This window comes from Streptomyces sp. AA1529 (assembly GCF_000280905.1).
In the GTDB taxonomy this organism is placed as follows: Bacteria; Actinomycetota; Actinomycetes; order Streptomycetales; family Streptomycetaceae; genus Streptomyces.
On record NZ_ALAP01000010.1, the window covers coordinates 1 to 11,664 of the forward strand.

14 protein-coding genes are annotated in these 11,664 nt (G+C 73.1%); 10 read left to right on the forward strand and 4 right to left on the reverse strand.

Features of this window, described 5'->3' with window-relative positions:
• The 3 genes from A949_RS35330 to ygfZ form a co-directional block, all read left to right on the forward strand.
• A partial coding sequence (locus tag A949_RS35330) for an LAETG motif-containing sortase-dependent surface protein (protein ID WP_158687527.1) occupies positions 1 to 693 on the forward strand: 693 nt, incomplete at its 5' end.
• Between the two features lie 77 nt (positions 694 to 770).
• The gene (locus A949_RS0101860; protein ID WP_019354307.1) at positions 771 to 1,226 is read left to right on the forward strand and encodes a Fur family transcriptional regulator; all 456 of its coding nucleotides are present in this window, start codon (positions 771 to 773) and stop codon (positions 1,224 to 1,226) included.
• 32 nt (positions 1,227 to 1,258) lie between these two features.
• Complete coding sequence (gene ygfZ, locus A949_RS0101865) at positions 1,259 to 2,272, forward strand: CAF17-like 4Fe-4S cluster assembly/insertion protein YgfZ (RefSeq protein ID WP_019354308.1); 1,014 nt, start codon at positions 1,259 to 1,261, stop codon at positions 2,270 to 2,272.
• 89 nt (positions 2,273 to 2,361) lie between these two features.
• On the opposite strand, the gene dtd is transcribed toward ygfZ, so the two are convergent.
• Positions 2,362 to 2,787 (reverse strand): D-aminoacyl-tRNA deacylase, encoded by a 426-nt coding sequence (gene dtd, locus A949_RS0101870; RefSeq protein WP_026004255.1) that lies wholly within the window; start codon positions 2,785 to 2,787, stop codon positions 2,362 to 2,364.
• A gap of 152 nt (positions 2,788 to 2,939) precedes the next feature.
• Here dtd and A949_RS0101875 point away from each other — a divergent pair, with 152 nt between their 5' ends.
• The 3 genes from A949_RS0101875 (at position 2,940) to A949_RS0101885 (ending at position 5,935) form a co-directional block, all read left to right on the forward strand.
• Positions 2,940 to 3,491 (forward strand): RsiG family protein, encoded by a 552-nt coding sequence (locus A949_RS0101875; RefSeq protein WP_019354310.1) that lies wholly within the window; start codon positions 2,940 to 2,942, stop codon positions 3,489 to 3,491.
• Between the two features lie 146 nt (positions 3,492 to 3,637).
• Positions 3,638 to 4,588: an asparaginase gene (locus A949_RS0101880; RefSeq protein ID WP_019354311.1), complete on the forward strand. Its 951-nt coding sequence runs from the start codon at positions 3,638 to 3,640 to the stop codon at positions 4,586 to 4,588.
• Positions 4,589 to 4,660: 72 nt separating this feature from the next.
• The gene (locus A949_RS0101885; protein ID WP_019354312.1) at positions 4,661 to 5,935 is read left to right on the forward strand and encodes a GNAT family N-acetyltransferase; all 1,275 of its coding nucleotides are present in this window, start codon (positions 4,661 to 4,663) and stop codon (positions 5,933 to 5,935) included.
• Positions 5,936 to 6,150: 215 nt separating this feature from the next.
• Here A949_RS0101885 and A949_RS0101890 read toward each other — a convergent pair whose 3' ends face one another.
• Positions 6,151 to 6,333 (reverse strand): hypothetical protein, encoded by a 183-nt coding sequence (locus A949_RS0101890; RefSeq protein WP_019354313.1) that lies wholly within the window; start codon positions 6,331 to 6,333, stop codon positions 6,151 to 6,153.
• A gap of 235 nt (positions 6,334 to 6,568) precedes the next feature.
• On the opposite strand from A949_RS0101890, the gene A949_RS0101895 reads away from it, so the two are divergent.
• The 4 genes from A949_RS0101895 (at position 6,569) to A949_RS0101910 (ending at position 10,088) form a co-directional block, all read left to right on the forward strand.
• Positions 6,569 to 7,435: a winged helix-turn-helix domain-containing protein gene (locus tag A949_RS0101895; protein ID WP_026004256.1), complete on the forward strand. Its 867-nt coding sequence runs from the start codon at positions 6,569 to 6,571 to the stop codon at positions 7,433 to 7,435.
• A 102-nt stretch (positions 7,436 to 7,537) separates the two neighbouring features.
• Positions 7,538 to 8,668, forward strand: a complete 1,131-nt coding sequence (locus A949_RS32140) for an aminoglycoside phosphotransferase family protein (protein ID WP_019354315.1) — start codon at positions 7,538 to 7,540, stop codon at positions 8,666 to 8,668.
• Between the two features lie 130 nt (positions 8,669 to 8,798).
• Positions 8,799 to 9,512 carry an HAD family hydrolase gene (locus A949_RS0101905; protein ID WP_158687528.1) on the forward strand — a complete coding sequence of 238 codons (714 nt, stop codon included), beginning with the start codon at positions 8,799 to 8,801 and terminating at the stop codon, positions 9,510 to 9,512.
• Between the two features lie 156 nt (positions 9,513 to 9,668).
• Positions 9,669 to 10,088 (forward strand): ankyrin repeat domain-containing protein, encoded by a 420-nt coding sequence (locus A949_RS0101910; RefSeq protein ID WP_019354317.1) that lies wholly within the window; start codon positions 9,669 to 9,671, stop codon positions 10,086 to 10,088.
• 160 nt (positions 10,089 to 10,248) lie between these two features.
• Here A949_RS0101910 and A949_RS0101915 read toward each other — a convergent pair whose 3' ends face one another.
• Positions 10,249 to 11,028: a class I SAM-dependent methyltransferase gene (locus tag A949_RS0101915; protein WP_026004257.1), complete on the reverse strand. Its 780-nt coding sequence runs from the start codon at positions 11,026 to 11,028 to the stop codon at positions 10,249 to 10,251.
• Between the two features lie 4 nt (positions 11,029 to 11,032).
• Entirely contained in the window at positions 11,033 to 11,635 is a 603-nt protein-coding gene (locus A949_RS0101920) for a TetR/AcrR family transcriptional regulator (protein WP_019354319.1), read from the reverse strand.
• Between the last annotated feature and the right edge of the window lie 29 nt (positions 11,636 to 11,664).

The window sequence follows — 11,664 nt, forward strand, 5'->3', positions numbered from 1 at the left end:
CTGAACGTCGGCCTGACGTCCGGGATTCTGTACGACAAGAACTCCGGCAAGGTGATGGGCGACGGCATCGGCGGCAACTTCGGCAACCACGGCCCCGAGGCCACCAAGGCCACCGTCACGGTGACCGCGGTCAAGAACGTCACCTTCACCGGCAAGCCGAAGCTGGACAAGGGCACCGTGAAGTCCTGGAGCGCCAAGAAGATCGTCATCGTGGCCAAGCTGGCCGCGGACGGCGACGCGCTGGAGAACATGGACCTGCCCGCCACCCTCTCCGGCAAGAAGCAGACGCTGCGCGCCGAGATCAAGGGTGACAAGCCCGACCCGGACACCAGCAACAACCGCCTCACGCGCACCTACAGCGTGGACGCCACCAAGCCCAAGCCGACCGACAAGCCCACCGACGAGCCCTCGGACAAGCCGACCGAGAAGCCCACCGAGAAGCCCACCGCGGAGCCCTCGGACAAGCCCACCGAGAAGCCCACCGCCGAGCCGTCGAAGCCCGCCGACGACGCCTCGGACGCCAACACCCCGGCGCCCGCGGGCGGCTCCGACAAGGGCAACGGCGGGGGCGACCTGGCCGAGACCGGCAGCAGCTCCAACACGCCGCTACTCGTCGGCGGTGCCGGCGCCCTCGTCGTGATCGGCGGCGCGGCGGTCTTCATGGCCAAGCGCAAGAAGGCCGGCCAGAACTGATCCCTTCCTTCTTCCGGTGACGCGGGTCCGGGTGCCACGGGGGCACCCGGGCCCGTCCCGCTTCTACACTGGACCACGTGGCTACCACCGACTGGCAGAGCGACCTCAGAGCGCGCGGATACCGGCTCACTCCGCAGCGTCAGCTCGTGCTGGAGGCCGTGGACAAGCTGGAGCACTCCACGCCGGACGACATCCTCGCCGAGGTCCGCCGCACGGCCGGCAGCGTCAACATCTCGACGGTCTACCGCACCCTGGAGCTCCTGGAGGAGCTGGGCCTGGTCTCCCACGCCCACCTCGGCCACGGCGCGCCCACCTACCACCTCGCCGACCGGCACCACCACATGCACCTGGTCTGCCGGGACTGCACCGAGGTGATCGAGGCGGACCTGTCGGTCGCCGAGCCGTTCGCCACCGCCATGCGGGAGCGGTTCGGCTTCGAGACGGACATGAAGCACTTCGCGATCTTCGGGCAGTGCGCGAAGTGCGGCGAGAGCGCCGGCACCGACCGGGCCGACCGCGCGGGCAACGCCTGAGCACCCGCCGCCGCCCGTCGTAGGCTGGGCGTATGTCCTCCAGCAGTTCACGCGGCAGCGCCGCGGCTCCCACTCCCAGCCCGCTGCTGAACCTGCCCGGCGGGGTCGCGGCCGAAGCCCCCGACGAGGGAGTCGCAGCCCACTACGGCGACCTGTTCAAGGAGCAGCGCGCCCTCGCCGACGGCACCGGCTTCGTGGATCTCTCGCACCGCGGTGTGGTCACCGTCTCCGGCGAGGACCGGCTCTCCTGGCTGCATCTGCTGCTCACCCAGCACGTCGAGCAGCTACCGGCCGGCCGGGCGACCGAAGCGCTGATCCTCTCCGCCAACGGCCACATCGAGCAGGCGCTGGAGCTGGTGGACGACGGCACGACGGTGTGGATGAGCACCGAACCCGGCAAACAGGGCGAACTGCTGAGCTATCTGGAGAGCATGCGGTTCTTCTACCGCGTCGAGATCGCCGACCGCACCCCCGAGGTCGCCGTCGTCCACCTGCCCGCGGGCTCCATCGCCGACGTGCCCGACAGCGCCCTGGCCGTCCGGGAGACACCGCACGGACGGGACCTGTTCCTGCCCCGCGGCGAGCTGACCGGCTTCGCCGCCACGCACGGGCCGGCCGTCGGGGTGCTGGCCCACGAGGCGCTGCGGGTCGAGGCGCGGCGGCCCCGCCTCGGCATGGAGACCGACCACCGGACCATCCCGCACGAGGTGGGCTGGATCGGCTCGGCGGTGCATCTGGAGAAGGGGTGCTACCGCGGGCAGGAGACCGTCGCCCGCGTCCACAACCTGGGGAAGCCGCCGCGGCGCCTGGTCTTCCTGCACCTGGACGGCAGCGAGGTGCGGCTGCCGGCGCACGGCGACGCGGTCCGGCTCGCCGCCGAGGGCCTGGAGGGACGGCAGATCGGGTTCGTCACCACCTCGGCGCGCCACCACGAACTGGGGCCGATCGCGCTCGCCCTCGTCAAGCGCAACGTCTCCCCCGAAGCGGAACTCGTCGTCGGCCCCGACGCCACCGCCGCCGCACAGGAAGTCGTCGTCACCCCGTAGGCCGCCCGGCAGGGGGCTCCCCGGCCGGGCGGCAGCAGAGACCCGGCCGGGCTGATCCCCGCCTCACCCCTCCGGGAGGTGCACCGGCCTCAGACCTCCAGGAGCAGGGTGAAGGGGCCGTCGTTGGTCAGCGAGACCTTCATGTCGGCCCCGAAGGCACCCGTCGCGACGGTGGCGCCCAGCGCCCGCAACCGGTCGACCACCTCGTCCACCAGGGGCTCGGCGACGTCCGAGGGCGCCGCCGCGTTCCACGTCGGCCGCCTCCCCTTCCGCGCGTCACCGTGGAGAGTGAACTGGCTGATCACCAGCAGCGGCGCTCCGGTGTCCGAACACGACTTCTCCCCGTGCAGAATCCGCACGGTCCACAGCTTCCGCGCGAGCCGGGCCGCCTTCTCCGGGGTGTCGTCGTGCGTCACTCCGACCAGCACGCACAGGCCCTCACCCGCCATCTCCCCGACCGTCGCGCCGTCCACGGCGACGCTCGCACCGTCCACTCGCTGCACCACTGCTCGCATGCCGCCATGATGCCGTGCCGCCTTATGTGCCCCGGCACACGGCCGCAAGCCCCCGGGGGAGATCGGTGCGAACAGGGGACACGGAGTGGCACGATGCGCACACGCGGTGCGTTCACCGGCACCGCGCGATGGGGATGAGGGGACACAAGCCCATGAGCACAACCGGAGCGGGCCCGTCCAGGACACCGCGGCGGCCCGGGGCGCTGGAGGCGCTGCGCGAGCCGGAGCGCCCGGATCTGCACGCGCTCTCCTTGCGCGAACTGCGGATCCTGCGGCGCTCGGCACAGCAGGACGAGGCGGACCTGAGCTATGTGCGCAGACTGCTGCAAGGGCGCATCGACATCCTCGGCGCCGAACTGGCCCGCCGCACCTCCGCCGGCTCGCCGCTGCTGGACCTGCTGCCGCAGATCCTCGCGGACGGCCCGTCCAGCCACCGCTCCTCCGCCCGGCATGTGACTCTCGCCGCACCACGCAGCGAGCAGTACCGGGCACTGGCCGAGGAGATGCTGGCCGAAGTGGAGCTGAGCGACCTGAAGGCCCGCACCGACGGCGAGCTGCACGACGCGACGGCACGACTGATCCGCTACGAGCAACAGGTCTCCGGACGCCGCCAGTCGCTGCAGCAGACGGCCGACGAGTGCAGCACCGAGATCGCCCGGCGCTACCGGGAAGGAGAGGCGCAGGTGGACGACCTGCTGCCGTAGCGCGGGACGGGAGCCGGGACGGGACCGGGACGGGCGGGGCCAGGGGTGTCTGTTCTGCGGTACCGCGCATCCGGTTACGGTGAAGGGCCACATATCCGTCTGCTCCGCGCGCCACCGCAGGGCGCGCACCACCGGAAGGTCCCGAGATGCCCGAGATACTCCCCGTGCTCGCCGAGGTCGTCAGGTCCGGCTTCACCGAGGGGCGGCACCGGGGCTCGCTGGTGGTCCTGGCGGCCGACGGGAGCGTCACGTTCGCGCTGGGCGACCCGGAGGCGCCGGTCTTCCCCCGCTCCGCGAACAAGCCGTTCCAGGCGGCCGCCGTGCTGCGCTCCGGGCTGGAGCTGTCCGGCGAGCGGCTGGCACTGGCCGCGGCGAGCCACTCGGCCGAGGGCTTCCACCTCGACCTGGTCCGCACGATGCTGGCCGAGCACGGGCTGACCACCGCGGACCTGAAGTGCCCCGCCTCCCTCCCGCTGGACGCGGAGGAGGCCGAGGCGTTCCTGGCGGCCGGCAACACCCGCACCCCGCTGGCCATGGACTGCTCCGGCAAGCACACCGCCATGCTCGCCGCCTGCCGGGCCAACGGCTGGCCGCTGGACAGCTACCTGGACCCCGACCACCCGCTGCAGAAGCTCGTCCGCGAGACGCTGGAGGAGGCCACCGGCGACCCGGTGGCGCACACCGGCGTGGACGGCTGCGGTGCGCCGCTGATGGCCGTCTCGCTGACCGGGCTGGCACGCGGATACCGCGCCCTGGCGCTGGCTTCCGCGCAGAGCCCCGAGGGCCGGGTCGTCGAGGCCATGCGCGCCCACCCCGCCCATGTGGGCGGCACCCGGCGGCACGACACCTGGCTGATGCGGGAACTGCCCGGGGCGGTCAGCAAGATGGGTGCCGAGGCCGTGCAGGGGATCGCGCTGCCGGACGGGAGCGCCCTCGCGCTCAAGGTGGAGGACGGCGCGGAGCGCGCCCTGGGGCCGGTGGTGGCGCGGGCCCTCGCCACCCGGATGGGAGTCAGCTCCGCGGTGCTGGACCGGCTCGCGACCGTGCCGATCCTGGGCGGCGGCGTCCGGGTCGGCGAGGTCCGCGCGGCGTTCTGAGCCCGCGACGAGGCCCGCGCATCGGGGCGAAATCCGGGTGCGTGCCGGGTGGGCACGGCCTAGCGTGAGCCCATGCCGACCTCCCCCGAAGTCCGCACCCTGGCCGGTCCCGACGCGTATCCGGAGTGGCTGCGCGCCGTCTCCACCGGCTTCTTCCGCGGCCCCGGCGCCGTCGGCGAGCAGGAGGTGGCGGTCCGCGCGCTGGACACGGACCTCGACCGGATCCAGGGCGCTTACGACGGCGGGCGCTGCGTGGGCACCTTCCGTACGCTGCCGCAGTCGCTGACCGTGCCGGGCGGCGCGCTCCTGCCCGCGTGCGCGGTCTCCAGCGTCACCGTCTCGCCCACGCACCGGCGGCGCGGACTGCTGAGCAGGATGACGGCGAACGCGCTGGATGCGGCCAAGGAGCGCGGCGAGGTGTGCGCGACCCTGGTCGCGGCCGAGTACCCGATCTACGGGCGGTACGGCTTCGGCCCCGCGACCTGGACCACCGACCGGGAGGTCCTCGTCGCCCGCACGGGCCTGGACCGCCGCTACTCCGGACCGGCCGACCTCGGGGACGGCGGCCGGGTGGACCTGGTGGACGCCGCGGAGTTCCGGGCCCTGATGCCCGCCGTCCACGAGCGGTTCCGCACCGGCCGGCACCGGCAGGGCGCCATCGACCGCCGCACGAAGTGGTGGCGCACGGCGACCGGCGAGCTGCGCTTCCCGGACGACGGATTCACCCCCGCGTTCCACGCCGTCTACCGCGACGCGGACGGGCAGCCACAGGGCGGGGTGTCCTACACCTCCGACGATGTCTGGCAGGCCAAGCAGCCCGAACAGACCCTCACCGTGCGCGATCTGTTCGCCACCACGACCGCCGGGGAAACGGCGCTGTGGCGGTTCGTCCTGGCCGTCGACTGGGTGCTGCGGGTACGGACCGGCTGCCGCGCCCCGGACGACATCCTGCCGATGCTGCTGCCGGACCCGCGCGCCGCGCGCACCGTCACCCACGCCGACTGGCTGTGGCTGCGGCCGCTGGACGTGCCGCGGATGCTGGCGGCACGCGACTACGCGGCCGCGGACACGCTGGTGCTGGCGGTGCGCGACGAGGACGGCTACGCGAACGGGCGCTTCGCGCTGGAGACCGGCGGGCCACGGGGCGGGGCCCGGTGTGCGGCCACCCGGGAGGACCCGGAGGTCTCGCTGGACGTCCGCGAGCTGGGCGCCCTCTTCCTGGGCGACGAGTCGGCCGTGCGGTTGGCGGCGCTGGGACGGCTGGCCGAGCACCGCGAGGGGGCGGCGGAGCGGGCGGAGACGCTGTTCCGTACGGCGCGGCGGCCGTGGTGCCAGGACATGTTCTAGGCGGCCGGGTCCAGTTCCGGGCGGCCGGGTCCGGGCGGCGGCTGCCGGGCAGTTCCCGACGGGACTCCGGAGTTCCGGGGCCCGGAGCCCGGGATGCCGTCGTCAAGCCGCCTTCCCCGTGGCGTGGGTTGATGGGTGGGGAAGGCGGCATGACGGCGGTCGCCGCGCGACGCTGTGCGCACGGTCCGGACGACCCCCCGCCGGTCGTCCGGAGTTCAGGGATGCAGCAGCAGCGTGGCGAGCACGAGGGCCCCGGCGGTGCTGCATCCGGTGTGCCGGGCTTTGAGGCCGATGCTCAGCAGCAGGAAGCCCACGAGGCCGAGGACCCCGTAGCGCACTTGGACCAGCTGCTCGAAGGCGACGACGGCGATGGCTACGGCGAGCGCGAAGAACGGCATGGCGGTCCCTCCTTCTCGGGCGCGAGAGGAACGGCTGTGCTGGGAGTACCGGGGTGCCCGCACGGCGTCGGACGGGCGGATGGCTCGGGGCCGACCTGGAGGAAGAACCGGCAAGGTTGTCTGCCAGATCTGAAAGTTGGCGACCAACTCACTCACTACCTTCCCAGTTGTCCACTATCTGGAAACATCTTCCGGACAACTAACGGCTCGCGGAGCGAAGTTGTATGGTCATCGCGTGACCAGGAAGCCGACGTCCGCAAGCGGCCGCCGCCCGCGCGATGTGGTCGCCGACACCCTCCGCGAGCAGATCCGGACCGGCAGACTCCAGGCCGGCACCCGCCTGCCCACCCAGCGGGAGCTGGAAGCGGAATTCTCCGTGGGCCGCAGTGCCGTCCGCGAAGCCCTGGCGGCCCTCGCCCAGGAAGGGTTCCTGGAGAACGTGGGCCGCGGCGCCTCCCCCACCGTCGCCGAACCCACCTACCACGCGGAGGCCCCTCGCAGTGCGGGCGTGGAGCTGGCCGACCGGCTGCACGTGGCGTTCCAGGCCGAGCACCTCACCATCGACGCGTTCTCCCTCACCACCGAGACCCTCAACAACGCGCTGGCCTGGCCCGTCCGCCAGGTCATGGACCACCAGCTCACCCCCCGCTCGGTCACCGCGCGCGTCCTCGTACCCAGCCTCCAGGCCAGGCTGGCCCTCCCGCGGCTCATCGACGACCCGGACGACCCCAAACCCCGCGAACGGCTGCACCGGATGCAGACCACCTACGTCGACGCGCTCAGCAACTCCCTGCACTCCCTCGCCCCGTTCGGCACCGCGGTGACACTGACGGTCCGCGCCGTACCGCTCACCCCCACCCACAAGCTCTACCTGCTCAACGGCGACGAGGCGCTCATCGGCTACTACCAGGTCGTCAAGAACGAGGAAGCCGCCTACCGCGGCGAACAACTCGCCCTCTACGACGTCCTCGGCCTCACCGCCAAGCTCTTCCGCTCGGCACGGGGCCCGGAAGCACGGGACGAACAGGAAGCCAGCTTCGTGGCGGAGTCGCAGCAGTTCTTCGACTCCCTGTGGGACACCATCGCCACTCCCTTCGGGTGACCGGCGAGGAAGCCGCGAGAACCCGTTCGGCAGCGCCCGGTACAGTTCCGGCACCCCGGCGATCTCCGTGGCCGGACCCACCGCCCCGAGGACAGCTCCGCGATGACCTCTCCCGCCCTCCAGCAGGCCGAAGCGATCGGTGCCGTGGACGGCCCCCTGGCGGGGTACCACCGCGAGTGGTACGTGGTACGCCCCCGGGGCGAACTGACCAGGCTGGGCCGGGTGAAGATCGGCGAACCGCGGGAGGACGCCCTCCGGTTCGACCGCCGGTACTTCGCCTCGGAGGACGAGGTACTCCTCGACCTGGCCCGGCTCGGCGTACCCCGGGTACCCCCCGTCCACCGGGTCAGCCGGTCGGGCACGGTCTTCCACGGCTTCATCGAGGGCCGGACACTGGCGTCCCTCAGCCCGCGCGGCCACCCCGTCGCCCCCGGCCACCTGCGGCAGATCAGCGAGCGGTTCGCCTCCCTGAGCCGGCTGCGCCCCGGAGACCTGCACGCACGCCGGCTCCGGAACCCCCTGCGCAGGGCACCGGAGCCCGACGGCATCCCTCCCCGGCCCACCGGGGACAGCGAGCACCGCCCGGTCCGGAGCAGTGCGCACTTCCTGCGCGAACTCCTCGCCTTCACCCGGGAGCACGCACACCGCGCCCGCCTGCCGCGGTTCGGCCCGCTCTTCGCCCGCCTCGGCATCCCACCGGACGTGCTGGGACCACACTCCCGGCTGGCCGCCGAGGCCGCACTGCTGACCGACCGGCCCAGCTGCCTGCTCCACGGCGACCTGCACCGGGCCAACCTCATCGTCGACCCGGCCGACGCGCTGTGGACCATCGACTGGGAGCTGGCCGCGTTCGGTGACCCGCTCTACGACCTGGCGACCCACCTCCACCTGATGGACTACCCGCCGCGGCAGCGCTCCCTCGTCGTCGCGGAGTGGCGGCAGGCCGTCACCGCGGTACTGCCCGGAGCCGACGCCGGACTCGCGGACGACCTCCCCCGCTACCTCGGCTACAAACGGGCCCAGTCCGTCTTCGCCGACGTGGTCCGGCAGGCCGTCGCGGTCGGCGCCGCCCACGGCACCCCGGCATGGGCCGAACAGCTCGGCCGCACCGCCGAGCTCGTGCACGACATCCTCGTCCGCGCCGCCGAACCACTGGAGCTGGCCGACGTGCCCGGCCCGGGCGCGATCGAACCGGCGTACGCCGAACTGTGCACGGCAGCGCGGCACCGCTGACCGGGACCACCGGCCGCTGCCCGCATCGCGGACACGCCTGCGACAATCACTGCCTGCCCGGCCGACGCCGCTGCTCCGGGAACGGGACGGCCGAGGCCCACGAACGGGGACACGGAGGATGGTGGCGGCAGTGCAGCCTCAGAACAGCTCGGCTCGGATCAGCTCGGCAGAGTGCGTGATATTCGACTTCGACGGCCCGTTGTGCCACCTCTTCGCCCGCCGCACCGCCGCCTCGGTGGCCGACGCGCTGCGCGCGGCATACGCCGAGGGCCCCGGCGGCCCGGCAGCGGGATGGCCGGAGACCTCCGATCCGCTGCGCCTGCTGACCGCCGCCTTCGACGACGGCACCCTGCTGCCGCCGGAGAGCGCGCGGCGGATGGAGCAGTCCCTGTCGAGCGAAGAGGTCGCCGCCGCGGCAATCGCCTTCCCCACCGGATACGCCGACACCCTCGTCCGCACCCTGCACGCCACGGGCCGCACGGTGGCCGTCGCCACCGACAACTCCGCCGACGCCGTGCGGCGTTACCTCGCCGGACGCAACCTGCTGGAACCCTTCGGCGAACGGCTGTGCGGCCGGGTGTGCAACGGCACCGGCCTGCGGCTGAAGCCCGACCCGGACTGCGTGCTGCGTGCCCTGGAGTCGACCGGCACCGCCCCGGACGCCACGACGATGATCGGGGACTCCGCGCAGGACGCGGCAGCCGCCCGCGCCGCCGGGGTCGGCTTCGTGGGGTACGCACGCAACGAACGCAAGGCACGGGAGCTGCGCGCGGCCGGCGCCGAGTGGGTCGTCGGCTCGCTGCGCGAGGTCCTGCTCACGGTCGACCCCCTGGCGCACGTCTGAGCGAACGGCGGCGGCGGGACGGGCCGCGAGGACGGCCGCGGAGGGGCCTGCGGGACGGGCGCGAGAACGGCTGCGGGACGGCTGCGGGGTCGTCCGGGGAGGGCGGACGGCCCCGGCAAACCCCCTGGTCCCCGCGGTGGTCCGTACGCTGGCCCCATGAGTGACGCACCCACCCCCGCGAGCGACGAACCGGCACACGACCCCGAGGTTCTCGAACTCGCCCAGCGGATCTTCGACCTGGCCCGGCACGGCGACACCGACACCGTCGCCGCCTACGTCAAGGCGGGCGTCCCGGCGAACCTGACCAACGACAAGGGCGACAGCCTCCTGATGCTGGCCGCCTACCACGGTCACCCCGAGACCGTCCGCGCCCTCGTCGCACAGGGCGCCGACCCCGACCGCACCAACGACCGGGGTCAGTCCCCGCTCGCGGGCGCGGTCTTCAAGGGCGAGGACGCGGTGGTGCGGATTCTCGTCGAGGCGGGCGCCGACCCGCATGCGGGGACACCGTCCGCCGTGGAGACCGCCCGGATGTTCGAGAAGCGGGAGCTGCTCGAACTCTTCGGCGAGCAGTAGCCACCGGGCGACCCCGCCGCAGGGCCGTTCGCTCGCGGCATTCGCCCTCGGGGCAAGGCCGGTCGGCCGGCCGGACGGCCGGGGTCGGCCGGGGTCGGCCGGACGGCCACGGTCCGGGTCGCCCGTCCGGCCATGGTCTCCTCGCCATCCGGCCGCCTGGTCAGGCGGACTCGGCGGCGCCGCCCGCGGGCTTGCGTGCCTCGACGAGGAAGCGCGCCGAGTGGGCGACGAACGGCCCCTCGCACTCGATCCGGTCATGCAGCCCCCGCAGCCGGTCGCGGTAGCGCTCCACGGTGAAGTCATGGACCATCCACACGACCTTGCGCAGGAAGTAGACCACCGCTCCGACGTCGAAGAACTCCATGCGGAGCCGCTCGGACCGCAGGTCCACCACCGTCAGCCCGGCCGCCTCGGCCGCCGCCCGCTCGTCCTCGGGCCGCCGCAGCCGCCGGGCCTCGGGCTGGGGACCGAGGAAGTACTCCACCAGTTCGAACACCGACGCCGGGCCCACATGCTGAGCCAGGTAGCTGCCGCCCGGCTCCAGCACCCGGGCGATCTCCGACCACCGGGCCCGCACCGGATGCCGACTGACCACCAGGTCGAACGCACCGTCGGCGAACGGCAGCGGAGCCTCGTCCGTGTCCGCGACGACGACCACGCCGCGCGGGCGCAGCAGCGCGGTCGCCTTGGCCACGTTCGGCGGCCACGACTCGGTGGCGGCCATCACCGGCGGCAGCCGCTCCGCCCCCGCGAGCACCTCGCCTCCGCCGGTCTGGATGTCGAGCGCGGCGGACACGGTGGCGAGCCGGGCGCTCATCTGCCGCTGGTATCCCCAGGACGGCCGCTCCTCGGTCGCCCTGCCGTCCAGCCAGGAGAAGTCCCAGCCCTCGACGGGGACGGTGGCGGCCTCCGCCACCAGGTCATCGAACGCGCGCACCATTCCGTCATCCTCGCGGCTCCGCTCCGCCGCCGCCAACCGATTTCGGGTCCTCCCGCAGGGCGGCGGCGACCAGGCCGTCCAAGGCCTCGCGCCGTACTTCACCACCGCTGACAAGGTGCTCGAAGACCAGTCCGTCGATGCAGGTCAACAGGGTATGTGTGCGGCTTTCGACGTCCGGGACACCGCGTGTGGCGAGGAACGACCGGACAGCCTCGCGCCCGGCGTTGTCGCGGGGCACGAGGATCTCCCGGAGTTCCGGATCGCGCACGCTCTCGACGGCGCAGGCGTAGCGGGCGAGCGAGCGGCGGCGGCCCTCGCCGGTGAGCCGCTGCCCGATGAGCAGCGCCGTCCCGTTCACCAGGTCCTCGGTGGTACGCAGCGGTGGCAGCGCTTCCGCCGCGGCCTGCAGTTCGGCCTGGTCGAGGTGGACCAGGCGGGTGACGAGAGCGCTGAGCAGCGCGGCGCGCGTACGGAAGTAGGCCGAGGTGGTCCCGGTCGGCAGGTCCGCCCTGCGGTCGACCGCGCGGTGGGTCAGACCGCGGATCCCCTCCTCGGCGAGTACGTCGATTGCCGAGTCCGCGAGAAGAGTGCGCCGGTCCGAAGCCATACCTCCTTTCTACACCTGTAGAGCACCGG